Here is a 25,696-nt window from a genome sequence, read left to right on the forward strand (position 1 = left end):
AACTGAGTCTTCAAGAAACCTGCCATATTCTTTAATAAGGCAGATGACTATCTTTCTTTAGATTGGAGGAGGAACAGGAAGGCGAGGAGAGAAGCTGGGATGTTGTCTCGGATGTTCCATTCGACCAAGTAACCAGGCATTTTTTCGAAACGCTCGGCCGCTTCGCGGGGGATGGCCCCTCTTTTAATGACAGCCCATATCCTTCCTTCATGATCCTTGATTTTATAATGTCCAATGAAGTCATCGCCTTCTGCACTCCAGCGGCATTGGTCCAGTTCTATATAACGAGTGATACGCTGGCCTGTCCCTTTATTTTTTGTTTGTTTCGTATAAGCGACATACACTCCGTCTTTGCGTTGGATATATCCTCTCCACTGAAAACCACCCTTCTTTTCTATCTGGTAGAGCAATTGACCACGCTGATTTTTAAATGTGTACACAGCTGGTCTTAACTGATCATAGGAAAACAAGGCTGTAAACATCGCCAAAATTTTATGTTTCCACTGGATTTTTTCTTGGATTTCTCCGTAACTTTCACCTTCCATATCAAATAATCTAGCTTGGAAGGATTTGAGTGCTTTTTGCCCCATATACATACGCGCGGGTACTCTTTTTAATAAGTCCTGTGTACGATCCGATTCAAAATCCAATACGGTTTTGGATTTTTGAAGATCGGCATAACCGCCTTTTAAAAGCGCAGCTCCCGTGATCGCAAAAATCGCTGCATAAACCACAGAAATAATAAAACTACTCGGATTAACGGTGACCATCCCAAGGATAAAAACAATGGATATGATTGAAAGAAAGGTTCCGGTCCATAGTTGCCTTCTCGCATCTTGGTAAATCATGTTCTGAACAAGCGACATCTTAGATCCTCCTAAAAAAGAAGCTTTACTATAAGTACGGATGAGAACGAAGGAAGTTACAAAAATATGTAAAAAAAAGACTTCCCCGTGAAGGAGAAGTCTTTATGATTTATACGTATTCAATTGGTGTGACAGCTTCTTCTAGTAATTGATCAAGCTCTTCCGTGTATTCTTGCTTTTGCTGCTCACTGTAATTCAAGGCTTTCGCCATATAATTGATGACGGATGTTTTATGATCACGTACCCACTGAATGTTAAAGAACAAGGCTGCCGTTCTGCGAATAAAGAAATCCACAGGCTTGTATGTCATTTCTTCTTCCAATGCATACACGAGCTGGGCAAAGACCACTGGGTCCACCCCTTCTTGTGCTGCTTCTTCTTTACGGTCCTTGAAGTTGTTAAAGACTTTGTCAACATTTGAACCATAGAGCTGGATCAATTTTTCTGCGTCTGCTTTCGTCAATCCTAGGGATTCACCGATTTGAACGCGCTCTTCTTTATATTTCTTGAACCCTTTGGAACCTCCGACATCGCCACCAGAGATCGGCATGTTTTTCGTTTCGGAGTCTGAATAACGAATGCCGTGCTCTTCCATCAACTGATCACGAACAAGATCGACGGCCGTTTGTGCCATTTTACGATATCCTGTAAGTTTTCCACCCGCCATGGAAATCAATCCAGAGTCTGAAACGAAGATTTCGTCTTTGCGAGAAATCTCAGACGGATCTTTTCCTTCTTCGTGGACCAGTGGACGCAGTCCTGCCCAGCTTGATTCTACATCGTCTGCTGTGACATCAACCGTTGGGAACATCGTCTTCATGGCATCAAGAATATAATCACGATCATCTTCCGTCATTGTGGGATGAGCAATTTCCTGATCATAAGTCGTATCCGTCGTACCGACATAAGTCTTGCCGTCACGTGGAATAGCGAATATCATACGACCGTCCGGACTGTCGAAATAGATTGCCTGTCTTAAAGGAAAGACCGATTGATCGAAAACGAGGTGGACGCCTTTCGTGAGCTGCAGGGTTTTCCCTTTTTTAGAGCCATCGATTTCACGCAATTCATCGACCCATGGCCCACCTGCATTGATGATTTTTTTCGCTTTGACATGATACTGCTCGCCTGAAACGGTATCTTCTACTTTTGCTCCAACCATAGATCCATTGTCATCGTAAATGAAGTCTACGACCCTTGCGTAATTCGTAGAACATGCACCGAACTCTACGGCTTTTTTCATCACTTCAAGTGTGAGACGCGCGTCATCTGTTTTATATTCCACATAGTACCCTGCGCCTTTCAAACCTTCTTTTTTCACAAGTGGTTCACGTTCAAGGGCTTCTTCTGCGCTCATCATCGTTCGACGCTCCGATTTTTTCACGCCTGCAAGGTAGTCATATACGCGAAGTCCGACATTTGTAGAAAAAGGTCCAAAGTTTCCGCCTTCATGGAATGGGAGCATCATCCATTCAGGTGTCGTCACATGGGGACCATTTTCATAAACGATCTCTCTTTCTTTCCCTACTTCAGCGACCATTTTCACTTCGAACTGTTTCAAGTATCTTAAACCGCCGTGCACCAATTTTGTGGAACGACTGGACGTACCTGCTGCATAATCCTGCATTTCGACAACCGCTGTTTTCATGCCACGGCTCGCAGCATCGAGAGCGATTCCAGAACCCGTGATTCCTCCACCTATAACGAGGACATCCCATTCTTCCTGAGTTAAACGGTTAAACTGATCTTGTCTTTCGTAACTAGAAAATGATTGCATACTATCTCTCCTTCTTCCGTTGTCTTCAAATTCATGGTCTGATACGGGTATTCCCTTTTTCAGCAAAGAATATGTGTCGGATTGCTCATTGAGTGCCCATTCAAAACATAAAAAAAAGAGACCACGAAAACAATTATGCGGATTGCATAAAGCTTCGTGGTCTCTCCGTATCTCCGACCGTTGTCATTAACTTATAGCTTCATTATATCAGAGAGGGAGAAGTTTTCAAGGAATTATTCTTCTTGTTTGAAGACCCTTGTTGCTTCCACAGCTTTTTGCCAGCCTTTGTATAGTTTCTTACTTTTCTCTTCATTCATACTCGGCTCGAACTCTCTTTCGACTTTCCATTGGTTGGCAATATCTTTGCGGTCCTCCCAGAATCCTACAGCAAGACCGGCAAGGTAAGCCGCACCAAGAGCTGTCGTTTCATTGACCTCCGGACGCTCGACCGTCACATCAAGCAGATCACTTTGGAACTGCATTAACAAGTTATTTTTAACTGCCCCTCCGTCAACACGAAGTTTTTTCACTTCAATGCCTGAATCTTCGACCATCGCATCCACGACATCCTTCGTCTGATACGCAAGAGATTCAAGCGTAGCTCGTACAAAGTGTGCTTTCGTCGTGCCACGCGTAATACCAAAGACAGCCCCTCGTGCTTCGCTATCCCAATAAGGCGTACCAAGACCAACAAAGGCAGGAACAACGTAAACGCCGTCCGTGGATTTCACCTGACCGGCAATCTCTTCACTCTGCGGGGAGGATTCTACCATTTTCAAGCCGTCACGAAGCCATTGAATGGCTGAACCGGACACGAAAATGCTTCCTTCCAGCGCGTATTCTACTTTTCCATCTAGCCCCCAGGCAATCGTTGTTAACAGACCATTTTCGGATTTGACTGCTTCTTCTCCAGTATTCAACAACATGAAGCCACCAGTTCCGTAGGTGTTCTTGCCCATCCCTTTTTCGAAACATGCTTGTCCGAACAGAGCCGCCTGTTGATCTCCGGCAATCCCGGCAATTGGGACTTCTTTTCCATAAAAATGATAATCTACAGTATTCGCATAGACCTCTGAGGAAGGTTTCACTTCCGGCAGCATGCTCTTCGGTACACCTAAGATGTCAAGGAGTTCATCATCCCATTTCAAGTCGTGGATGTTGTACATCAATGTACGCGAAGCATTGGAATAGTCTGTCACATGCGTTTTCTGTCCAGAAAGCTTGTAAACAAGCCACGTATCAATCGTTCCAAACATTAGGTCACCGTTTTCGGCTTTTTCTCTCGCTCCGTCAACATTGTCTAAAATCCATTTCACCTTCGTTCCGGCAAAATATGGATCAAGCAGGAGACCTGTTTTGTCCCGGAATGTTTCTTCCAATCCTTGTTTTTTCAACTCATTACATATGCTTTGCGTTTGACGAGACTGCCAGACAATCGCTTTATAAATCGGTTTGCCCGTGTTTTTGTCCCAAACGACTGTAGTTTCACGTTGGTTTGTAATACCTATACCGGCAACCTGACTCGCTTCGATATCGGATTTTCTTAGAACATCCGCAATACAAGCTAGGACAGAGGTCCAAATTTCGTTTGCATCATGCTCTACCCAGCCTGGCTTTGGAAAATGCTGTTCGAATTCTTTTTGAGCGGTTTCTACGATCTGTCCTTCGTGATTGAACAAAATCGCTCTTGAACTTGTTGTACCCTGATCGATTGATAAAATGTACTGTTTCATGATTCCACTCCTTTTTCAGATTGATGCACTTTTTTCAGCTCCACACGCATGGAGGAAAGCAAAATAAGTAAAATGATAATGGTGCCAACCCAGAACCAGCCGTTCGCATTTGCTTGGAATATGGCCTGGTAAAACAATCCACCATATACACCACCGATGATTGGACCAAGAACAGGGATCCAGGAATATCCCCAATCCGATCCTCCTTTTCCTGGAATCGGTAAGATAGCATGAGCCAGTCGAGGACCCAAATCACGGGCTGGGTTGATTGCATACCCTGTTGTCGCACCGAGAGACATCCCGATGGCTACAATCAGCAAACCAACAATAAGAGGATTTAACCCCTGTGTGAAATCATTGGCTCCAATAAACAAGATGCCCATCACTAATACGAATGTTCCAATGATCTCACTGACAAGGTTTGAAATCGGGCTGCGAATGGCAGGGTCTGTACAAAAAATCGACTTGATCGCCAACTGATCTTCTGTATCCTTCCAGTGAGGAAGGTAGTGAAAGAAGACAATGACAGCTCCCATAAATGCACCCGCCATCTGGGCGGTAATATACATCGGGACTTTGCTCCAAGGGAAATCTCCGACCGTTGCCAGTCCAAGTGTAACGGCAGGGTTGATGTGAGCCCCTGTTACTCTCCCTACAGCGTAAACACCCATGGCTACAGCAAGTCCCCAGGCGATGGTAATCAGCACCCAGTTTCCTTCTGCTTTTGTTGCTTTTAAATTTGCACCTGCGATGACGCCTCCCCCGAAAATGATGAGGATCATGGTGCCTATCAGCTCACCCATGAATTCAGTCATGCTGTGATCTCCTTTCTGTGTACCACGATTGACGTACAAAAAACCACACAACATTAGTATGCTCTAATTATTGTGTGGATCGTCAGCCTCTTCACGAAAGGTGTTATGTATTCTCGCTGTTAAAACGCCATAATTCAGAACGTGAAGTAGAGACTGCAGAAGCACCCGAAGCAAGCGCTTGATCCACTTCTTCCTTAGAACGAATCAAGCCTCCTGCAATGACAGGAATGCCGATATGCTCCTTGATCTCTTTTATCATTCCCGGTAAGACCCCCGGTAAAACTTCAACAAAATCGGGAGACGTTTTACGGATGATCTTCACATTATGTTCAATCGCCTGGCTGTCTATTAAAAACAACCGCTGCACAGAAACAAGATGATACTTTTTTGCCTGCTGAATGACATGAGCTCTCGTAGAAATGACACCATCCGGCTTCACTTCCTGCCCTATGTATTCCATGCCATAATCATCCGCTTTCAAACCTTGAATCAAGTCTACATGCACAAAAACTTTTTTACCAGCTTTCTGCCCGATTTTGACAAGTTTTCGTAAAAGACCCAATCGGCTTTCCAAAAGGATGATATAATCTGTTTCACTCTCCAACAAAGCTTCAAATTCTTTTATTTTCTTTACTGCAGGCAGAACCGATTGTGTCAACGTCATTCTTCTCCCCCGTTCTGTGTCCGTTCTTCCATCTGTTCTTTCGTATAGATGAGCTGCATCGGGTTCCCTCCGACGAAAGCACCTGCGGGCACATCTTTATGCACCAGCGTACCGGCAGAAACAACAGCGCGGTCGCCTATGGTGACACCAGGAAGGATCGTCGTATTCGCTCCAATCAAAACTTCATCGCCGATCACAACATTACCGAGGCGGTACTCTTCAATCAAATATTCATGAGCAAGAATCGTTGTGTTGTAACCAATGACCGAATTCCGCCCGACCATAATTTTTTCAGGAAACATAATATCGACCATGACCATCAAGGCAAAAGCCGTTTGATCCCCGACCTTCATATGGAGAAAAGTCCGGTACAACCAATTTTTCATAGAAAGAAAAGGGGTGTACCGGGCCATTTGTATAATGATGAAGTTTTTGACCACTTTGAAAAACGGGACCGTCTTATAAATATGCCAAAGTGAATTGGCTCCTTTGACTGGGTAGCGTTCCGTTTTCCTCATACAGTCATCCTCCTGTGATTTTTAATAGATCGCGCATATTATCAAGCATGTAATCAGGGTTCAAATCATCGAGTACTTTTCTACCTTTAACCGTCCAGGCGACCCCGGCCGTTTTCGTTCCGGCATTCTGCCCTGCTTCGATATCATGCGTGTTGTCTCCAACCATCATCGCTTCCGATGCCTGCGAATCCAATTGGTTCAAAGCCTTCACAATCGGCTCCGGGTGAGGTTTCGCATTCGTCACATCATCCAGTGTAACGACCGTTTCGAATAATCCGTCCAAATTTGTCAGTTCAAGTCCCATATGAACGGTATTCCTCATTTTCGTTGTTACAATACCTAATTTGTAACCTTGTTCCTTCAGCGTCTCAATCGTTTCCACGACGCCCTCGTAGGCTTTCACGTAACGATTATGGTTTTCAATGTTATGTTTGCGATAGGTCTCGACCATTTCTTCCACTTTGTCAGGGTTCACTTTGTGCAGGCTCTCCCGTAAAGGTGGGCCGATAAAGTCGAGAATTTCTTCACGTTCATAAGAGCGATCAGAATATTGTTCAATCGTATGGGTAAAGGAAGCGATGATCAATTCGTTGGTATCGATCAATGTTCCATCTAAATCAAAGAGAATGGTACGTATGCTCATTGGATGGGTCCTTTCTTTTCTGTTGTAGTCTGTTCCAAACGAAGCCGACGGCAGCGGTTAACACAATCGCCGTCAATAGACGGATCAAAAGCAGCGGCCATACAGGAATACCGAGCGGAATGAAGATCAGTGTATCCTCAACGACCGCGTGACAGGAAACAAGAAAGAGAATGGCTAAGTACATATCTTTTCTGGAAACGCCGTCCTCTTCCACAGCCTGAATCATCAAGCCGGCACCGTAAGCGAGCCCGATCGTCAGCCCTGCAACCAGTGTCATCGATGTGTTGCGTTCCATCCCAAGAAATCTAGTCGCAGGGGCGACCCAGCCTGAAAAGCGGTCAAGCCACCCTCTTTCCCGTAGATACTGCATGAAAACCATTAAAGGAATGACAATCAACGCCAGCTGCACAATTCCCATGAAGGCGGTCTGTACGCCTTGGAAAATAATCTCTGACCATCCATTCGGATCGACTGTCTTCTCGGGAGCAAATCCATATTTCGCCGTTTCTCCTCCGCCTTTCCAAAAAACATTGATGATGGCAGCGGAAACCAAAGCGAGACTTAACCGGACGCCAGCTACAAACCACCAGCTTACGCCTACTCTTTTAGCCACCGTCGATTCAATCAATAAGTTATGGGAAAAGGAAAGCATCACGGCAAGAATGAACACTTCTTTTACCGTAAACTCAAAAGAGATGATGGCCGCAATGCCCGCATAAAGATTTAGAAAGTTACCTAAAACAAGAGGAACAGCAGCTTCACCGGATAGTCCAAGCCACCCCATTAAAGGTTCCAATTTTTCCATAACCCAAGGGAGAACCGGCGTATACTGAAGGATTGTGACAATTAACGTTACGGGAAAAATGACTTTTCCGAGCGTCCACGTCAACTCCAATCCCTTTTTACTTCCACGTTTTAGAATCCCTTTCATGCTACCTGCTCCCTTATTTTACTTTCTTTCCGTTATAATATTTATTCGCCATGCCATTCTTTCTCCGGTAAATGATCGCAATAACCGCTCCAATGACAAGCACGATGGAGATAAATTGCGCTGTACGAATCTCACCGAATAGATAAAGGCTGTCTGTTCTCATGCCCTCAACAAAGAAACGTCCAACAGAATACCAGATGACATAACTTAAGAACACTTCTCCACGACGTGGATTAAATTTGTGACGCAACACTAACAGTAAAACAAATCCGATGATGTTCCACACAGATTCATATAAGAATGTCGGATGATAGACTGTACCATCGATGCACATTTGCTGGTTGATGAACCCGGGCAAATACTGCATAAAGTTATTATAAAATGATTCGGATACCGGGCCGCCGTGGGCTTCCTGGTTCATAAAGTTTCCCCAGCGTCCAATCGCCTGTCCGAGAATAATACTCGGCGCAGCAATATCCGCCATCATCCAGAAGGACAATCCTTTAATTTTCGTATAAATATAGGCGGTCAGCACGGAACCAATCAGTGCCCCGTGAATGGCAATTCCGCCTTCCCACACGGCAAAAACTTTCCACCATGGTCCACCAACGTAACGATCCCATTCGAAAATGACATAATAAATCCTGGCACACACGATGGCTGCCGGAATTGCAAATACAACGATATCGACCATATAGTCTTTTTTCAAACCGAGACGTTCTGTCTCACGTGTAGCAATCCAAAGCCCCAGAAAAGCTCCTGTGGCAATAATCAAGCCATACCAGTAAATCGAAAGCGGACCTAATTGGAGGAAGACCGGGTTTAACGGTTCAGGTGTACATGTCATCAGCGGTTCCCTCCTTTATTCTTGCGTTTGGTCTTGATCGATGACTTTTGTCAGACGCTCTGAAAATTCTTCAGCAGCATTGACGCCCATGCGTTTCAAACGGAAGTTCATCGCAGCAACTTCAATAATGACGGCAAGGTTACGACCAGGACGAACAGGAATCGTTGCTTTCGGAACTTGAACATCCATGATCTTCATCGTTTCTTCTTCCAAACCAAGACGGTCGTATTGTTTGTTCTTTTCCCACAATTCAAGGTTGATGACGAGTGTGATCCGTTTATAGCTTCGAACAGCTCCTGCACCGAACAAAGTCATCACATTGATAATGCCCAGTCCACGAATTTCCAAAAGGTGCTCAATCAGTGGAGGGCTGTTTCCGATTAATGTATCATAATCCTCTTGTCGAATCTCCACACTATCATCAGCCACAAGACGATGCCCGCGCTTCACCAGCTCAAGAGCTGTCTCACTTTTACCGACACCACTTTGACCGGTGATCAACACACCAATCCCGTAAATGTCGACAAGCACCCCATGGATGGCCGTAAACGGAGCAAACTTGGATTCCAAATAATTCGTCAGGCGACTAATCACTCTCGTCGTTTTATATGGTGACAACATGAGTGGAACGCCCGCCTCATTGGCTGCTTCACTAAGTTCATCAGGAATATCCATTCCCCGGGTAATAACAATTCCAGGTGTCACATCTGTACAAAGCTTTTCCGCTCGTTCTCTTCTTTGTTCTTTTGCAAGTTCATTAAAGTAAGAGAGTTCTGTCTTACCGAGCAGCTGTAGGCGATCTTTCGGATAAAACTTGAAATACCCTGTCATTTCTACGCCAGGACGAGAAATATCACTCATATGTATTTCACGGTGGACGCCGTCAGCACCGGCAACGAGTTCAAGTGCAAATTGTTCTAACAAATCTTGTGTACGGACCTTGCTCATTGTCCATCAACCTCCTCTTTCATCAATCACTGTCCTCTATTGTAGCATGTTTTCAATAAATCTTGGATAGGGAGGTTTTTTAGCAGTATTTCCCTTGATCCAATCACTCTACCAGAGTTTGCATATTATCCTACCTGGCAGGATTGTGGAAGACTCAGTTTCGAGATATTTTCGGTGTTCGTTATGCTATTGAGCGTCAGGGGTGGCTGGGAAGCTATTCGCTTTCCTGTGGGGGGAGTGACGAGCTTCCTCCCATGGGAGTCTCGCAGCTTCCCAACCACCCCTTTCGATGTAAGGGAGAAACGAACCCCTGTACAAAGTTGTATGGTCTTCCATCGTCCAACTGTTAGAGGTATAAAGCGCTCTGGATCAAGCTTTTAAGTGCTATAGGATGTTCTATAAGTCACTTCCCACATTCATCCGAGCTGACTTTTTAATAGTGGTTTTGAGGATTTTTGATGGCAAAGGGTCGGAGGGGAATGGCGAGACTCCTGCGGGATAAAAGTGCTTGGTGAGACCCCACAGCACGTAGTCCGAGGAGGCTCACCGCGCTCCCGCGGAAAGCGAGTCATTCCCCGCAGCCCCACACACTCAACAGAGATCTCGAAACTGAGTCTTCAAGAATAGGGAGCGTTAGTGAGGTAAGGGATGCAATAAAAATACCGTATGAGAAAACTCATACGGTAAAGGGGGGGGTTATTTTTTCATATCCTTGATTAAGCTGTTCAACACAAGGTTGATCAGAGATATAATTATAGCGGCGATGATGGTCATGCCGAAGCTATCAATTTCAAAAGTACTGCCCAGGAATGCATCGGTCAGCCACAAGGTAATGGCGTTGATGATGAACAGGAATAGACCGAGCGATAAAATCGTAATCGGTAAAGTGAGGATCACTAAGACCGGCCTCACGATGGCATTGAGTATCGATAAAATAAGTGCCGCCAGCAATGCGCCTCCCACCCCGTCAATGATTACGGAATCAAAGAGTGCTCCAACCGCAATAATGGCGATGGCGTTGACGACGATATGGATTAACCAATTCTTCATAGTTTCATCCTGCCTTTCATGTGTCGTTCATTTCTTCAAAGTTTCACAGGAGATTGTACAGTAACTGCCCCTGTCTTCGTCTCTGCTTCTATATGATATGCTTCTTCGAATTGTTCGTACGCTTCGAATTCCAACATTTTGTTGGCGACATCATTTCGGTCTTTCAAAATCTTATAATTATCCAATTCACATTTAATTTGACCGAATTTGGTTCTCAGGACACCATCCACTTTCTTTTCTGTTGGAAGAGATACTTGTATTCTGCCTGTCGTTGTTTTGTAAAAGCCTGTGTGCGCTTTCGTACCTTTGTGATCGACCGTTATAGCGCTGCTGACTGAAGAAGCATCCGCTTTTCCAATATCTCCTGAAAGTGTAATGGCTCCATTGATCGTATCTGTTTCGCACTCATCAAAAGTGCCTTCCTGCAGGTGGACCGCTCCGTTGCCGGTCTGTATTTTACATGTCATTCCAGAGAGCTGCTTCGCTTGCACGGCTCCATTTGACGTTTTCATTTGGAAGTGATCACTCCTGATATTCTCAAAATCCATATTCCCATTCGTTAATTGTGATTTGATAAATTCGTATTTTTTATTCGGAATGTATAAATCTACATTCATTTTTATCTTTTTCGAAGGGCTGGCTATGCGAAGGAGACCATTTTTAATCTCCACTTGGGTTTCATCATGAAATCTTTTCCGCGCCTCTTCTTCTGTTTCCACTTGATAGACTTTGACTTGATAAGAAGCTTTCACATCTTCCTGATCCCAGGTATGGACTTTTAAAGAGCCATTGGATATGGAAAGGTCAGCATCATGAAACGTCTCGTTAGGAAGAACCGTATCATCACTGAATTCAACGTATTCTCCAAAAGTTAAATCGAAGTCTGCATTTTTAATTTTCTCCATAGCGTCATCCAGGAAATTTCTTATTCCGTACTTCGAAGACTTCTCGCGCTGCTCTGATTCCTTCGACGAAGGTTCTTCTACAGCTTCTAATAGTTTCGCGCCTTCTTCTGCGGAAATGGTGCCTTTTTCGATCATTTGTAGAATTTTCATACGTTCTTCATTCATAAGATCAGCTCCTTTTCATCTCTTACGTTTTTCCCTATTGAAAGGGTTCAAAAACTAAAAAACACCTGAGAAAACTTGGTTCGTTTCTCAGGTGTCCGGTATCATTGGGAGTTATACTTATAAAATCGTTCTGTTTTCAACCGCTCTAATTGCTCAGCCGTCTGATCATTATTTTCAATCAAGCTCATCATCCCATCAGCCTGAGAGAGGTGGGCTTTGATAGCGGCCAATTTCCTTTCCCAGTAAGGGCGTACATCTGTGATGATCTCCGGCTTTCCTAAATCTTGTTCGGAATCATTGGAAATCGCATGCATCCACACTTGCGGACGCTTCTCCTCCGGAATGTTTGTAACAGCCTCAATCACTGCTGCTCCGAGAGCATCATGATCCGGATGAACAGCATACCCAGGATAATGCGTAATAATAATGGTAGCTCCTAATGATTCGATACGTTCCTGCAAATGCTCAGCCACTTGCTGCCTAGGCTCAAATTCCAATGTTTTATCCCTATAGCCAAGCATTTCGACGTCTATATCCAACTGTTTCGCTGCTTCAGCCAGCTCCTTTTCTCGAAAAGAAGAGAGCGTCTCACGATTAGCGAATACAGGATTACCCATGTTTCGGCCCATCTCCCCAAGCGTACCGCACAGGTAAGTTACCGGTACGCCTTCGTCACGGAACTTAGATATCGTTCCAGACGCTCCGAACGATTCATCATCCGGATGTGGGAAGATGACAACCACTTTTTCATTACTCATCAGGATCCGCCTCATGTGAAAAAGGAGTCTCGCTGATTTCAAGAGCAACCATTAAACGGCCTTCACGGTCATGACCGGCCATGAGCAGTCGATCCTTCTCATCCACTTCGAAATCTGTCAAACCTTCGGCATAAACCCAGCCCAGGTCAAGTTTCAGACCTACGCGGTAGGATCCTCCCGTACTGACAATTTTTCCGTGTTGGTAAGTGACTTGAGCGTTTCGGATGAAAGCTCCTACGTTGTAGGCATTTTCATCGAAGTGACTTGCATAAGCCCCGTTTGTAGTTTCTAAGTGTACATAAACTTCTTTATTCGCTAGTTGGTCAATTTTTTCTTGAACAACTTTTTGTTGAATGGCATCCACTCGTATTCCTCCCGTCAAACGATTCTTGTTTAACGATACTCAATTTAGAGACAAGCGTCAAAACATCTACTTGTTCCCTACGGTTTCACGCGCGTTCATTTTCTTATCCATCCGCGCTCTGTCGCGTTCCAGAACTGGCTTTAAATAGCGTCCCGTGTAAGAGATCTCCTGCTCTGATACATGTTCTGGAGTACCGCTTGCAATAATGCGCCCTCCGTTTTCTCCACCTTCTGGTCCGAGGTCAATAATATGATCGGCTTCTTTAATGACATCAAGATTATGCTCAATGATCAAGACCGAATCCCCGTTATCTACAAGTCGTTGCAACACCTTCAATAACCTTGATATGTCATCGACATGCAGGCCGGTTGTCGGCTCGTCCAAAATGTAAAAGGACTTACCATTCGAGCGGCGGTGAAGTTCACTTGCGAGCTTCACCCGTTGGGCCTCTCCTCCCGACAGAGTAGTGGCAGGTTGACCGAGTTTGATATATTCCAGACCTACATCAGCGACCGTTTGCAGCTTGCGTTTAATCTTAGGAATGTTTGCAAAGAAATCAAGCGCTTCTTCAATCGTCATTCCAAGTACATCAGCGATACTCTTCCCTTTATACTTCACTTCCAGTGTTTCACGGTTATACCTTTTCCCATCACAGACTTCACAAGGGACATAAACGTCTGGGAGGAAGTGCATTTCAATCTTGATGATTCCATCCCCGCGGCAGGCTTCACATCGCCCACCTTTTACGTTGAAGCTGAACCGGCCTTTTTTATATCCTCTGATTTTCGCTTCGTTCGTCTGCGCGAATACGTCACGGATATCATCAAACACCCCCGTATAAGTAGCCGGGTTGGAACGTGGAGTACGGCCGATCGGAGATTGATCGATATCAATCACTTTATCAAGATGTTCCATACCTTCAATCGTCTGATGCTTTCCTGGCTTCTGCTTGCCATTGTGAAGCTTCATAGAAAGGGACTTGTACAAGATCTCGTTAATAAGTGTACTTTTACCGGAACCGGAAACTCCTGTTACGGCTGTGAACACTCCGAGCGGGATTTCTGCATCCACTTTTTTAAGGTTGTTCTCTTCGGCTCCTTTAATTCTCAGGAAGCGGTCATCGGCCTTCCGACGTTCCGCTGGAAGAGGGATGAACTTTTTGCCTGAAAGATATTGACCCGTCAAGGATTTACGACTTTTCATCACCTGTTTCGGGGTTCCCTGAGTGACAATATCTCCCCCGTGAGCCCCGGCTCCCGGGCCGATGTCAATCAGATAATCCGCTGCCAGCATCGTATCTTCATCATGCTCTACGACAATCAAGGTATTATCAAGATCACGCATCCGCTTCAGGGTATTGATCAATCGGTCATTGTCGCGCTGGTGAAGACCGATGGAAGGCTCATCGAGCACATATAAAACGCCGGTAAGGGCTGATCCGATTTGGGTGGCCAGTCGAATACGCTGGGCTTCGCCACCGGACAGGGTCCCTGCCGAACGAGAAAGGGTTAAATAATCCAGCCCCACATTCGCGAGGAAGCTGAGGCGTTCACAGATTTCTTTCAGGATCATCCGGGCAATCGTTTCTTCTTTCTCCGTCAACTCAAGAGCTTCGAAGAACTCTTTCGCTTCAGTCACAGAATAATCAGTCGTGATCCCGATGTGCTTTCCATCGATTAAGACTGCGAGCGCTTCTTCATTCAAACGATTTCCTTTACATTTCGGACATGGCTTTTGAGCCATGTATTTCTCCATCTGTTCACGGATATAATCCGAGCTCGTTTCACGGTAACGACGAGCAATGTTCGGAATGACACCCTCGAAGAAAATATCGTTCTCACGTACTTTTCCGAAATCATTTTCATAGCGGAAGTAGATTTTGTCTTCCCCACTGCCATAGAGCACTTTTTCTTTATGTTCTTCCGGCAGGTCACGGAATGGTTTATCCATATCAATCCCGTAGTGATCGGAAACACTTTTCAGAAGCTGCGGATAGTATTGAGAACTTTGTGGTTCCCATGCAGCAATCGCGTGCTCATTCAAAGAACGGCCCCAATCCGGGATGACCAGGTCAATGTCCACTTCAAGCTGTGTGCCTAAACCGTCACAACGGTTACAAGCTCCATAAGGGCTGTTGAATGAAAACATTCTTGGCTCTAATTCACTGACTGAGAACCCACAGATTGGACATGCATGGTGTTCACTGAACATCAGCTCTTCTTCTCCGATGACATCCACAATCGTATGACCGCCGCCAAGTTTAAGCGCTGTTTCGATAGAGTCAGAAAGTCGGCCTTCCACTCCATCTTTCACGACGATCCGATCGATAACGACCTCAATCGAGTGCTTTTTATTTTTTTCGAGATTTATTTCCTCGGAAATTTCGCGCATTTCCCCGTCGACACGAAGGCGGATATAACCTTCCTTCTGGAGCTGCTCAAAGACTTTGGCGTGTTCACCTTTCCTACCAGAAACAACAGGGGCAAGGATTTGGAGTTTCGTCCTTTCTGGATACTCCATCACCCGGTCAACCATCTGCTGAACCGTTTGTGAACTGATTTCCACCCCATGCTTCGGACAAGTCGGACGACCGATACGGGCGAACAACAAACGCAGGTAGTCATAGATTTCTGTTACCGTACCTACGGTTGAACGGGGGTTTCGACTCGTTGTTTTTTGATCGATCGAAATTGCCGGGGACAAGCCTTCGATGGAATCCACATCGGGCTTGTCCATCTGGCCTAAAAACTGTCGGGCATAGGCACTTAGTGATTCAACGTACCGTCTTTGCCCTTCCGCATAAATCGTATCGAAGGCCAAAGAAGACTTACCCGAACCGGACAAACCGGTCATGACGACCAGTTTGTTTTTCGGGATGTCGATATCGATATTTTTCAAATTGTGAGCACGTGCTCCTCTAATACTGATATGTTTGCTGACCATACTCTTCTCATCCCTCCGCTTTTAATTCCAACAGCACATCACGCAGTTCGGCTGCCCGTTCGAAATCGAGGTCGCGTGCGGCTTGTTTCATTTCGGTTTCCAAATTGTCGATCATTTCCAGACGTTCTTTCTTGGTCATTTCTGAAGGCTTCTTACCTGTATCATATCCTGCTTCGTCTTCGGCAACGTTCGTCGCTTTAATGACGTCACGCACTTCCTTCTTGATCGTTTTCGGTGTGACGCCATGCTCTTCGTTATAAGCGATTTGTTTTTCACGTCGGCGGTAAGTTTCATCGATCGCAAACTGCATGGATTTTGTCATCTTATCCGCATACATAATCACTCGACCGTTTTCATTACGTGCCGCTCGACCTATCGTCTGGATCAGGGAGCGGTCGGAACGCAGGAATCCTTCTTTGTCCGCATCCAGGATGGTGACGAGGGAAACTTCCGGAATGTCCAGTCCTTCACGAAGCAGGTTAATTCCGACAATGACATCGTATTTACCGACCCTGAGGTCACGTATGATTTCAATGCGTTCCAGTGTCTTGATTTCCGAGTGTAAATAAGCAACCTTAATCCCTAAGTCTTTGAGGTAATCGGTCAGATCCTCAGACATTTTCTTCGTTAATGTCGTCACGAGCACGCGTTCATTCTGATCTTTTCGTTTATTGATTTCCCCGACAAGGTCATCGATCTGTCCATGAATCGGGCGGACGTCAATTTCAGGATCCAGCAGTCCGGTCGGTCGAATGATCTGTTCAATCATTTTCGGTGTATGCTCGATTTCATAAGGGCCCGGGGTCGCAGAAACATAAGCGATCTGATTGATATGTTTTTCGAATTCAGGGAACATGAGCGGCCGGTTATCCATGGCTGAAGGCAGGCGGAAACCATGGTCCACCAGTACTTGTTTCCGTGCTCGGTCCCCGTTGTACATCCCCCTTACCTGAGGAAGAGTAACGTGTGACTCATCTACCATCATGAGGAAATCATCAGGAAAATAATCAAGCAGGGTATAAGGTGTGGCCCCTTCTTCTCTGAATGTCAGGTGCCTGGAATAGTTTTCGATTCCGGAACAGAAACCCATTTCATTCATCATTTCAAGATCATAATTCGTCCGTTGTTCAAGACGCTGGGCTTCCAGTAACTTATCTTGGTCACGCAATTCCTTTAGACGTACTTCCAATTCTTTTTCTATATTTTTAATCGCTTTTTTCAACTTTTCTTCGCGGGTGACGAAGTGTGATGCAGGGAATATCGCGACGTGATCCCGGTCACCAATCACTTCTCCAGTCAAAACATCGACTTCGCGGATGCGGTCGATTTCATCTCCAAAAAATTCCACACGCATAGCATGTTCCTCTCTTGAGGCGGGGATGATTTCAACCGAATCCCCACGAACCCGGAACGTACCACGCTGAAAGTCGATATCATTTCTTGCATACTGGATATCTACAAGATTTCTTAATAACTCGTCACGGTCTTTTTCCATTCCCGATCTTATAGATAGCACCTGACTGCGGTATTCGTCGGGAGAACCGAGACCATAGATACAAGAAACACTAGCAACGATGATGACATCGTTCCGCTCAAAAAGAGCAGAGGTCGCTGAGTGACGTAATTTATCAATCTCATCATTTATGCTCGCATCTTTTTCGATAAATGTATCTGACGAAGGCACATAAGCTTCTGGTTGATAATAGTCATAGTAACTGACGAAATACTCGACAGCATTGTTCGGAAAAAACTCTTTGAACTCACTATATAACTGTCCAGCAAGCGTTTTGTTATGGGCAATGATCAGTGTCGGTTTATTCACCCGCTCAATGACATTGGACATCGTAAATGTCTTTCCTGTACCTGTGGCCCCGAGCAATGTCTGATGCTTATCTCCTCGTTCAATTCCTTGAACAAGTTCTTCAATCGCTCGCGGTTGATCCCCTTGAGGTGAATACTGTGAAACTAATTCAAACTTCTCCTCCACGACGAAAACCTCCGTTCATTGTCTATACTCGTACTTTTTAGTTTACCACAACAGTTTACCATTCTAACATCGAACGAACAAACATTCGCATTCAGGTTTGCGCTGTCAATTACTGGATGACCTGGTGTGGAATTATATTCCATATATTCCACACCAGGTCATCCAGTTTATCCCATCTTAACAATAAAAAGAAGCACTTTGCTTTTACGCAAAGTGCTTCGCTTATTAGGAATTCAACGTTTGGTTGTATTCGTTCACTTCAAACAAGTCGATCAGTTCGATGTCTGGATTTTTATCTTTGAACCAACGTAGAGAGAAGTCGTTTTTAAAGAGGACAAGCGGATTGCCTTCTCGATCTTCTGCAAGCATGTTTCGTTCATCAAACAGCGATTCATCAACCTGGTCTTCCTGTAGCCAGCGAGGGATACGTTCGCCGAGAGGAGTCAATTCAATGTCTACGTTGTACTCGTTCTTCATACGGTATTCAAACACTTCATATTGAAGCTCACCAACCGCTCCGATGATATAGTCTTCAAATCTATAACGCTTGAACAACTGAATGGCACCTTCCTGAACCAGCTGTTCCAATCCTTTTCGGAACTGCTTGGATTTCATGACGTTCTTCGCCGTTACTTTCTTAAATAATTCAGGAGGGAATTGTGGAAGCTCATCGTATTCGAAATTGGATTTACCGGTTACAATCGTATCTCCGATTCGGTAGACGTTCGGATCATAGATTCCGATAATATCACCGGCATACCCTTCCTCCACGGTTCCTCGGGATGAAGCTACAAATTGCTGGGATTGAGCAAGCTTGAACGTTTTTCCTGTACGGGAGAGCGTCACGTTCATCCCACGCTCGAACTTCCCGGAGCATATTCTGACAAAAGCGATTCGGTCTCGGTGCTGAGGATTCATGTTCGCCTGAATCTTAAAGATGAAACCAGAGAATTCTTCATGATCCGGAGAAACAATACCTTCTGTCGATTTTCTCGGTGCCGGTTCAGGAGCCATATCAATGAATGAATTGAAGAAAGTTTCCACTCCAAATGGAGCGAGAGCACTTCCGAAGAAGACAGGCGTCTGATCACCGCGCAACACTTTTTCCATATCGAAGGTATCCCCAGCTTCAGCCACCATTTCCATTTCCTCTTCCGATTCCTGGAACGTGGCATTCTCCGTCAACTCGGGGTGCTGGTCAAGTTCGCTGTAAGGAATATATTCTTCTGCCTCGTTCCCTGTGTAATGAACAAATTGTTCATTTTCACGGTCGAAAACGCCTAAGAAGCGCTTACCCATACCTGCCGGCCAGGTCATTGGATACGTTTCGATGTTCAGGGTTTCTTCAATTTCCTCCATCAATTCCAACGGCTCACGGCCTTCACGGTCCATTTTGTTGATAAAAGTGAAGATCGGGATGCCGCGCATTTTACAAACTTTAAAGAGCTTGAGCGTCTGCGCCTCAATCCCTTTTGTCCCATCAATAACCATGACAACACTGTCGACAGCCGTCAATGTACGGTACGTGTCTTCACTGAAGTCTTCGTGTCCGGGTGTATCCAAAATATTTACTTGATAATCTTTGTAAGGGAAGTTCATCACACTGGACGTGACAGAAATTCCACGCTGTTTCTCAATTTCCATCCAGTCGGATGTAGCAAACTTACCAGACTTTTTCCCTTTGACCGTACCTGCAGATCGGATCAAGTTTCCGAATAATAGCATTTTCTCCGTCATCGTTGTTTTACCGGCGTCCGGGTGGGAGATAATAGCAAACGTACGGCGCTTTTTCATTTCATCTTGTATTTGACTCATCGTGATATCCTCCGTTTATTAAGAATTTCAATACATTAGGCTGGGTAGGATATACGTTTTACATTGGCAGATTCACTCCATAAAAAAAGCGCTCACACACTCAAGCGCCTTCGTCGAATTTTTTGATTATACTTTGAAAGTTAGCATAACCAACCTGTAAAATCAATCACAAATACGAACCCATTCCAAATATTGGTGTACCAGGTCATCCAGATTATGGATGACCTGGTCTTCCACTTCTTCCTAAACCCTCTCATTCTCTTTGGGTGTTGAAACCTGTTATAATAGGAAAAAAACGATAGTAAGGATGCCAGTTATGCAGAGTTACTTATTACAACCGAACGATATAAAGAAAATCACTGGTCAGACTTTTTACACACGTGGGAAGCAATATTTCGACCGGGGGAAAGTGTACGGCCTTTCTCATAATAGCGCAATTCGTTCATGGCGGGCGGTCGTTGCAGGTACACACGACTATGAAGTCCGTGTCTTCTTTTTTGAGGACGAAGATGTAGAAGCGACGTGCGAATGTGCCGCTTATTCCACCTATTATACCTGTAAACATATTGCTGCCGTCCTGATCGCCATCCGGGAAAAGACATTAGAAGATCTGGCACCGAAACTAGCAGAAAAGGGGCGGAAATCCCAGTCCGGTTTGACGAACCAGGACCGGATGTTTGCGGTCAGCTTGTTCGAAGCGTTCAGACAGCGTCAGGAAAATCGTGGCGGGGAGGATTTGAAGAAACCTCTTCAAATCCAATATTACCTTCACCTTCAATCCATTCTCGGTTCTAAGAGCCTCGGCTTGGAAATGAAGCTCGGGGAAAACTATCCCTATGTGATTAAAAACATTCGCGAGCTGCTTGATCATATCCGCAAAAATCAAGCGTACCGCATTACTAAGAAGTTCACGTACGACCCGGCAGAACACTCCTTTTCTGCTGATGACAAAGAAATTTTTAGGCTTTTACAGCTTGCCTACGAACAAGAGCAATTTTATGAGCAACAGTGGAATTCGGCCGAACCAAAAGTATTAAAAATTTCTCCCACACTTGCTGACCAACTGCTCCCTCTTTTAGAAAAGCAGCAGACAGAGGTCATGGAACGCGGGGAAAACGTAGGACTCATCCGTTTCAAAGAGGAGTTCCCGGACCTTTCTTTTTATGTTTCTGAAGAACGAGGCCACTTTCATATGCACATGAACCATTTGAAAGATTACGATTACCTGTCGGATTACCACCTTCTTTATAAACAAGGAGCTTTTTATCCCGTCGATGCTAAGCAGGAGGAAGTTATTCAAACGCTTTACACCATCCTTCCTTATAATTCAAATGGCAGCCACACCGTAAGCCATCATGATATGGAAGGGATTGTGTCGTATGTCCTACCTGAACTTGAAACCATTGCAGATGTCCAGCTTGATCGCTCCGCTCAAGAAAAAATTGTGCAGGAGTCGCTCGTTGCTAAAACCTACTTGGATTTTCAACAGTGGACACTTACGCTTGATGTGAACTTTCAATATGGTGACTTGACGATCGACCCCTTCAATGAGCAGCCATTGAGCAATCAAACCATTGTCAGACGGGATCGACAGACAGAGCAGGAAATCATGCAGATCATTGAACTTGCAGAATTCAAGTTTGATGGAGAGATGGTCTATATAGAGGACGAAGACAAACTCGATCAATTCCTTTATCACTACTTACCAAAGCTGAAAGAACATAGTGATGTTTACTTGTCGTCTTCGGTCCGTTCTCTTGTAGAAGATCGCCCCCTCGAACTGCAGACGTCGGTTGAACTGGAGAGCGACGGCAATTGGCTCGATATCAATTTTACTATCGAGGGCATTAGTGACGACGATGTTACAGAAGCACTTAAAGCCGTCATTGAACGGAAAAAGTATTACCGCCTGTCTGATGGTGCGCTCATGGCTTTAACGAGTGAATCCTTCGATCGTTTTCAAAAACTCGTCGATGATCTTGACTTAAGCACGAAAGATTTAGAAGACAACCATTTCCAAGTCTCAACAGCACGAAGCTTGCAGGTGGAAGATGCCCTGAATCCAAGTGAAGCAGAAAGAAATCAGCTTTTCCAAGAGCTTGTCGATCGGCTGAAATCACCTCAATCCTTTGAGATTGATCCACCGGAAGGTCTGCAGGCAGACTTACGCCCCTACCAATTGACCGGCTTCCGCTGGATGAAGATGCTCAGCCATTACGGCTTAGGCGGAGTACTCGCGGATGATATGGGCTTAGGGAAAACCATTCAAACGATCACTTTTCTGTTGGATGAAAAGTTGAAAGGGAAGATGACTGATCCAGCCATCATCATCGCTCCTGCCTCTCTTGTGTACAACTGGAAAAAGGAACTCGAGAAATTTGCCCCGCAATTGTCAGTGCAGATTTTGACCGGGGATCCTTCAGCGAGGCAGGAAGCGCTGAACGAAGCGGCAGATAGGGATGTTTGGATTACCTCTTATCCATTGCTCAGGCAGGACATCACTTCCTATGAAGAGCAAAAGTTTCACGCGATGGTGCTTGATGAATCTCAGGCGATCAAAAATGAAACGACGAAAACAGCTGTAGCCGTTCGATCAATTAAATCGAGACACCGTTTCGCCTTAAGTGGCACACCCATTGAGAATTCCCTGCAGGAACTCTGGTCACTGTTCCGTACCATCATGCCAGGATTTTTCACCAGCAAGAAAAAGTTTTTGCAATTAAAGCCGGAAAAAATCTCTCTGATGACGCGACCTTTCATCTTACGCCGGATGAAAACAGAAGTGCTCGATGAGCTGCCGGATAAGATTGATACGGTCCAATATTCAGAGCTGACACGGGAACAGAAAGAAGTGTACCTCGCCTACTTGGAGCGGATTCAAAACGACATCCAGGAGACGATTGCAACGAAGGGGATCCAGCGAGGCAAGCTTGAAATCCTTGCTGGGCTTACGAGACTGCGTCAAATTTGCTGTCACCCCGGTCTGTTCCTTGAAAACTACGAAGGACAGTCAGGGAAGCTTGAACAGTTGAAAGAACTGACGCGTGAGCTGAAAGAAAGTGGGCACCGACTGCTGATCTTTTCTCAGTTTTCAAGCATGCTGACCAAGATGCATGATGAACTGGCCAAAGATGGCTTACAGGCCTTCTACTTAGATGGCAGCACCAAATCAGAAAAACGCATGGAAATGGTCGAAGCTTTCAATGAAGGGGAAAAAGATGCGTTCTTTATCTCCCTGAAAGCGGGAGGAACCGGTCTGAACCTCACCGGCGCAGACACTGTCATTCTATACGACCTCTGGTGGAACCCGGCCATTGAAGAACAGGCAGCCGGCCGAGCACACCGTATCGGTCAGGAAAAAGTCGTGCAGGTTATCCGGATGATATCCGAAGGGACGATCGAAGAACGCATTTACCAGCTCCAACAAAAGAAACGCGACCTCGTCGACCAAATCATCCAACCAGGAGAATCCATGCTGACTTCCCTGAGCGAAGAAGAAATCCAACAACTGTTCCAATAAAGAGCCGTTCCCAAACGGCTCTTTTTCTTTTGCTCATTATTTGGTATTTTCTGTATGACCTGGTCTGGAACTTTGTTCCAGACCAGGTCATACAGAAATTTCCATACAAACTCAAAAAAGGAAGCTGCCTTTGTCAGCAGCTTCCTTTTTATGCTTTCATTGTTTTCTTTTGCAGTTTAAACCAGTATCCTCCGAGGATGCACGCTCCGATGACCATTGTCACTGTGGAAATGAGCATGTGCATGGATGAAGCGAGGACGACGTTCCCCGTCACGACAATAATAAATCCTACCACTGCATTCAGCAGAAGTGAGATCAAATAGGCCCAGGATAACGCGATATGGTATTTGAACCTTGATGCATAAATGACGAACCAAATCGCTGCGACAATGACCACAAAGGTAGCCACCCAGTGTAAGGAATACACGGCATTCGCCACAGATTCGCTTGTGATCAAGTACTCCATCGCTGGAATATCCATCATGACATTACTTGCACGGCTGTGTTTAAAGAATGCTCCGAGAATGACTTGAGCAATATAGGCGATATAGCCGATCAAAAAAGCGCGGTAGCTCATGGATACCGATGCCCAGCTCGTCCGGTTCAGCTCAATCTTCTTTTCATGCAGACTGTAACTCAACAACACTAGAACAATTAACAGCAGCTGACTGAAAGTAACATCGAACGTCGTAAACCCAGGTGGTGTGCCAAGAAGGACGTTTAAACCACCTACAATAGACTGAAATACAAGCAGTGCCAAACTTAGAATAGCTAAAATAAATACAGATTTGTTTTTGCGGTATTTATAGATCGCACCAACAGCGTTGAGTCCAGTTAGCATGATAAGCAATGGGACCATCAAACGGTGTGAATACTCTATAATGACGTGATAGTCCGTAATATCAGGAAAGATCTTTCCATTACAGACCGGCCACGTCGTCCCACACGCGTCCCCTGAATCTGTCGCAACGACCAGGTTTCCGAGAATCAACGCGAGAAACGTAACGAATGTTGTTAGAATTGAAAATTTCTTCATCGTCTTACCCTTTCTCTATCTATGATCATGGTGTCATGAATATTGTTTGTTTCCTAAGTAAATCATATCATGAAATTTAGATGATAGAGAAAGGAAAGCGCCGTCATGAGTCATGAACTTTTTGTGAACGGCGTTTCTTCCTGATTTTCCTAATGAGCAGATAGAGGAGAGAAACCGCAATCAGCAGGGTATTGACCATAGAAAAAACGTTCGCATAATGATCATCATCCCAGTAGGAAACAGGGCTTTTAAACGTATAGCTGCTAATCGGATAAAACATAGGAACCGCATCATCATGGTGGGTAAGAATATCAAGGATTACATGCCCAAGCCACCCATAAGAAAAAGCGGTCCACAAAGAGAGACTTCTTCCTTTCCAAATTAAAACAAGTACAAAAATGATCCCCCATATAAACAAAGAATGCCCAGCATGACGCAAAATAAAAACGACCGGATGCTCAAACAAATCATGGACTAAACCAAATAATGACCGCATCGGATCGGCGTCGTCCATCACCTGCCAGGCCTGTCTTCTTACACTTAAATAAATGAACATGACATAATACACGATATCCGGTGATAGGCTCCCGAATATAAACCAACCGGTGTACTTTTGTTTTCTTGTTGCAAAAAATGTCCAGTAGCCATGGTGCAGTGTATTCATTCTTCTCCCTCCCCTAACTTCTTGTTTACCCTGATTCACCAGGGGGAATCTAATCCATGGAAAGGAGTCTGAACCTATGACTTATAAAGCCTATGTTTTTGATGCGTATGGAACGTTGTTTGACGTTCATAGCGTTATGAAAAAGATCCATCAATTTTTCCCTGATCAAAGTCCCAAGGTAAGCGAAGAGTGGCGCAGCCGTCAGGTGCACTATTTTCTCGTCCGGCAGTTGATCCAAGGATACAAGCCATTCACCGACATTACCAGGTGGGCGCTTCTAGATGCCCTCGCTTACAGTAATGTGGATGTGAAACCCGATGTTGTGGAAGACCTGATGCACGAATATGAACAACTTCAGCCTTATGATGAGGTCCCTTCTTTGAAACAAAATCATCAAGAGAAAACCTTTACTATTTTCTCAAACGGGACGCGTTCGATGTTAGAGCCCCTCTTAGAAAACAATCAGTTGAAAGACGACTTTGATTTACTCAGCGCTGACGATATTGAAGTGTTCAAGCCTCACCCGGATGCTTACAGCTACGCCCATGAACAGCTGGGATTTGAAAAAGAAGAGATCCTTTTCTTTTCAAGTAATCCATGGGACATTACGGGGGCAGCTTCCTACGGCTTCCATACGACCTGGGTGAACCGAAAGCAGCAAAAATGGCCGGAACTTGGAATCAACCCAACGCACACCATCAACAACCTCAATGAAATTCCAGAATAAAAAAGACGGAGCCCTCAGGG

The 25,696-nt window shown here is 45.0% G+C and carries 21 protein-coding genes; 2 read left to right on the forward strand and 19 right to left on the reverse strand.

Annotated features, from left to right (window positions below; genetic code table 11):
• Nucleotides 1-47: 47 nt before the first annotated feature.
• The 17 genes from J0K78_RS16440 to J0K78_RS16520 form a co-directional block, all read right to left on the reverse strand.
• Entirely contained in the window at nt 48-866 is an 819-nt protein-coding gene (locus J0K78_RS16440; protein ID WP_206948005.1) for a hypothetical protein, read from the reverse strand.
• Between the two features lie 109 nt (nt 867-975).
• A complete protein-coding gene (locus tag J0K78_RS16445; protein ID WP_206948006.1) occupies nt 976-2,643 on the reverse strand; it encodes a glycerol-3-phosphate dehydrogenase/oxidase in 1,668 nt (555 codons plus the stop codon).
• 233 nt (nt 2,644-2,876) lie between these two features.
• Nucleotides 2,877-4,376: a glycerol kinase GlpK gene (gene glpK / locus J0K78_RS16450; RefSeq protein WP_206948007.1), complete on the reverse strand. Its 1,500-nt coding sequence runs from the start codon at nt 4,374-4,376 to the stop codon at nt 2,877-2,879.
• Complete coding sequence (locus tag J0K78_RS16455) at nt 4,373-5,191, reverse strand: MIP/aquaporin family protein (RefSeq protein WP_206948008.1); 819 nt, start codon at nt 5,189-5,191, stop codon at nt 4,373-4,375. The genes glpK and J0K78_RS16455 overlap by 4 nt, the downstream gene beginning before the upstream one ends.
• 103 nt (nt 5,192-5,294) lie before the next feature.
• Nucleotides 5,295-5,855, reverse strand: a complete 561-nt coding sequence (locus J0K78_RS16460; protein WP_206948009.1) for a glycerol-3-phosphate responsive antiterminator — start codon at nt 5,853-5,855, stop codon at nt 5,295-5,297.
• On the reverse strand, nt 5,852-6,373 hold the full coding sequence (locus J0K78_RS16465; RefSeq protein ID WP_206948010.1) for an acyltransferase: 522 nt from the start codon (nt 6,371-6,373) through the stop codon (nt 5,852-5,854). The genes J0K78_RS16460 and J0K78_RS16465 overlap by 4 nt, the downstream gene beginning before the upstream one ends.
• 4 nt (nt 6,374-6,377) lie before the next feature.
• Nucleotides 6,378-7,016 carry a pyrophosphatase PpaX gene (gene ppaX, locus J0K78_RS16470; RefSeq protein WP_206948011.1) on the reverse strand — a complete coding sequence of 213 codons (639 nt, stop codon included), beginning with the start codon at nt 7,014-7,016 and terminating at the stop codon, nt 6,378-6,380.
• A complete protein-coding gene (locus J0K78_RS16475; RefSeq protein ID WP_206948012.1) occupies nt 6,991-7,947 on the reverse strand; it encodes a nucleoside recognition domain-containing protein in 957 nt (318 codons plus the stop codon). The genes ppaX and J0K78_RS16475 overlap by 26 nt, the downstream gene beginning before the upstream one ends.
• Before the next feature lie 13 nt (nt 7,948-7,960).
• Nucleotides 7,961-8,794 carry a prolipoprotein diacylglyceryl transferase gene (gene lgt, locus J0K78_RS16480; protein ID WP_160911493.1) on the reverse strand — a complete coding sequence of 278 codons (834 nt, stop codon included), beginning with the start codon at nt 8,792-8,794 and terminating at the stop codon, nt 7,961-7,963.
• A gap of 15 nt (nt 8,795-8,809) precedes the next feature.
• Nucleotides 8,810-9,742 (reverse strand): HPr(Ser) kinase/phosphatase, encoded by a 933-nt coding sequence (hprK, locus tag J0K78_RS16485; protein WP_160911491.1) that lies wholly within the window; start codon nt 9,740-9,742, stop codon nt 8,810-8,812.
• Between the two features lie 696 nt (nt 9,743-10,438).
• Nucleotides 10,439-10,792, reverse strand: coding sequence for a phage holin family protein (locus J0K78_RS16490; protein ID WP_206948013.1), 354 nt, complete (start codon nt 10,790-10,792; stop codon nt 10,439-10,441).
• A 35-nt stretch (nt 10,793-10,827) separates the two neighbouring features.
• Nucleotides 10,828-11,862: a DUF4097 family beta strand repeat-containing protein gene (locus J0K78_RS16495; RefSeq protein ID WP_206948014.1), complete on the reverse strand. Its 1,035-nt coding sequence runs from the start codon at nt 11,860-11,862 to the stop codon at nt 10,828-10,830.
• 101 nt (nt 11,863-11,963) lie between these two features.
• Nucleotides 11,964-12,620, reverse strand: coding sequence for a bacillithiol biosynthesis deacetylase BshB2 (gene bshB2 / locus J0K78_RS16500; RefSeq protein WP_206948015.1), 657 nt, complete (start codon nt 12,618-12,620; stop codon nt 11,964-11,966).
• Nucleotides 12,613-12,984 (reverse strand): YojF family protein, encoded by a 372-nt coding sequence (locus tag J0K78_RS16505; RefSeq protein WP_160911483.1) that lies wholly within the window; start codon nt 12,982-12,984, stop codon nt 12,613-12,615. Before J0K78_RS16505 ends, bshB2 begins: the two co-directional genes overlap by 8 nt.
• A 66-nt stretch (nt 12,985-13,050) precedes the next feature.
• Entirely contained in the window at nt 13,051-15,927 is a 2,877-nt protein-coding gene (gene uvrA, locus J0K78_RS16510; RefSeq protein WP_206948016.1) for an excinuclease ABC subunit UvrA, read from the reverse strand.
• Between the two features lie 7 nt (nt 15,928-15,934).
• Nucleotides 15,935-17,914: an excinuclease ABC subunit UvrB gene (gene uvrB / locus J0K78_RS16515; RefSeq protein WP_206948017.1), complete on the reverse strand. Its 1,980-nt coding sequence runs from the start codon at nt 17,912-17,914 to the stop codon at nt 15,935-15,937.
• A 225-nt stretch (nt 17,915-18,139) separates the two neighbouring features.
• Entirely contained in the window at nt 18,140-19,729 is a 1,590-nt protein-coding gene (locus J0K78_RS16520; protein ID WP_206948018.1) for a peptide chain release factor 3, read from the reverse strand.
• Between the two features lie 316 nt (nt 19,730-20,045).
• On the opposite strand from J0K78_RS16520, the gene J0K78_RS16525 reads away from it, so the two are divergent.
• Nucleotides 20,046-23,249 carry a DEAD/DEAH box helicase gene (locus tag J0K78_RS16525; protein ID WP_206948019.1) on the forward strand — a complete coding sequence of 1,068 codons (3,204 nt, stop codon included), beginning with the start codon at nt 20,046-20,048 and terminating at the stop codon, nt 23,247-23,249.
• A 148-nt stretch (nt 23,250-23,397) separates the two neighbouring features.
• Here the strand turns inward: J0K78_RS16525 and J0K78_RS16530 are convergent, their stop codons facing one another.
• Nucleotides 23,398-24,285: a COX15/CtaA family protein gene (locus tag J0K78_RS16530; RefSeq protein WP_206948020.1), complete on the reverse strand. Its 888-nt coding sequence runs from the start codon at nt 24,283-24,285 to the stop codon at nt 23,398-23,400.
• Between the two features lie 103 nt (nt 24,286-24,388).
• A complete protein-coding gene (locus J0K78_RS16535; protein ID WP_206948021.1) occupies nt 24,389-24,949 on the reverse strand; it encodes a metal-dependent hydrolase in 561 nt (186 codons plus the stop codon).
• A gap of 76 nt (nt 24,950-25,025) precedes the next feature.
• Between J0K78_RS16535 and J0K78_RS16540 the strand changes: the two genes are divergently transcribed.
• Nucleotides 25,026-25,676 (forward strand): haloacid dehalogenase type II, encoded by a 651-nt coding sequence (locus tag J0K78_RS16540; RefSeq protein ID WP_206948022.1) that lies wholly within the window; start codon nt 25,026-25,028, stop codon nt 25,674-25,676.
• Nucleotides 25,677-25,696: the final 20 nt, after the last annotated feature.

This window comes from Halobacillus sp. GSS1, from assembly GCF_017307035.1.
GTDB classification, from domain to species: domain Bacteria; phylum Bacillota; class Bacilli; order Bacillales; family Halobacillaceae; genus Halobacillus; species Halobacillus litoralis.

Bases quoted from the DNA above. Each gene is read 5' to 3' on its own strand.
- glpK (WP_206948007.1), bottom strand. From the start codon at position 4,376: ATGAAACAGTACATTTTATCAATCGATCAGGGTACAACAAGTTCAAGA.
- J0K78_RS16490 (WP_206948013.1), bottom strand. From the start codon at position 10,792: ATGAAGAATTGGTTAATCCATATCGTCGTCAACGCCATCGCCATTATT.
- J0K78_RS16535 (WP_206948021.1), bottom strand. From the start codon at position 24,949: ATGAATACACTGCACCATGGCTACTGGACATTTTTTGCAACAAGAAAA.
- J0K78_RS16520 (WP_206948018.1), bottom strand. From the start codon at position 19,729: ATGAGTCAAATACAAGATGAAATGAAAAAGCGCCGTACGTTTGCTATT.
- J0K78_RS16445 (WP_206948006.1), bottom strand. From the start codon at position 2,643: ATGCAATCATTTTCTAGTTACGAAAGACAAGATCAGTTTAACCGTTTA.
- J0K78_RS16530 (WP_206948020.1), bottom strand. From the start codon at position 24,285: ATGAAGAAATTTTCAATTCTAACAACATTCGTTACGTTTCTCGCGTTG.
- J0K78_RS16475 (WP_206948012.1), bottom strand. From the start codon at position 7,947: ATGAAAGGGATTCTAAAACGTGGAAGTAAAAAGGGATTGGAGTTGACG.
- J0K78_RS16455 (WP_206948008.1), bottom strand. From the start codon at position 5,191: ATGACTGAATTCATGGGTGAGCTGATAGGCACCATGATCCTCATCATT.
- J0K78_RS16540 (WP_206948022.1), top strand. From the start codon at position 25,026: ATGACTTATAAAGCCTATGTTTTTGATGCGTATGGAACGTTGTTTGAC.
- hprK (WP_160911491.1), bottom strand. From the start codon at position 9,742: ATGAGCAAGGTCCGTACACAAGATTTGTTAGAACAATTTGCACTTGAA.
- ppaX (WP_206948011.1), bottom strand. From the start codon at position 7,016: ATGAGCATACGTACCATTCTCTTTGATTTAGATGGAACATTGATCGAT.
- J0K78_RS16525 (WP_206948019.1), top strand. From the start codon at position 20,046: ATGCAGAGTTACTTATTACAACCGAACGATATAAAGAAAATCACTGGT.
- uvrA (WP_206948016.1), bottom strand. From the start codon at position 15,927: ATGGTCAGCAAACATATCAGTATTAGAGGAGCACGTGCTCACAATTTG.
- J0K78_RS16495 (WP_206948014.1), bottom strand. From the start codon at position 11,862: ATGAATGAAGAACGTATGAAAATTCTACAAATGATCGAAAAAGGCACC.
- J0K78_RS16440 (WP_206948005.1), bottom strand. From the start codon at position 866: ATGTCGCTTGTTCAGAACATGATTTACCAAGATGCGAGAAGGCAACTA.
- J0K78_RS16460 (WP_206948009.1), bottom strand. From the start codon at position 5,855: ATGACGTTGACACAATCGGTTCTGCCTGCAGTAAAGAAAATAAAAGAA.
- bshB2 (WP_206948015.1), bottom strand. From the start codon at position 12,620: ATGAGTAATGAAAAAGTGGTTGTCATCTTCCCACATCCGGATGATGAA.
- J0K78_RS16465 (WP_206948010.1), bottom strand. From the start codon at position 6,373: ATGAGGAAAACGGAACGCTACCCAGTCAAAGGAGCCAATTCACTTTGG.
- lgt (WP_160911493.1), bottom strand. From the start codon at position 8,794: ATGACATGTACACCTGAACCGTTAAACCCGGTCTTCCTCCAATTAGGT.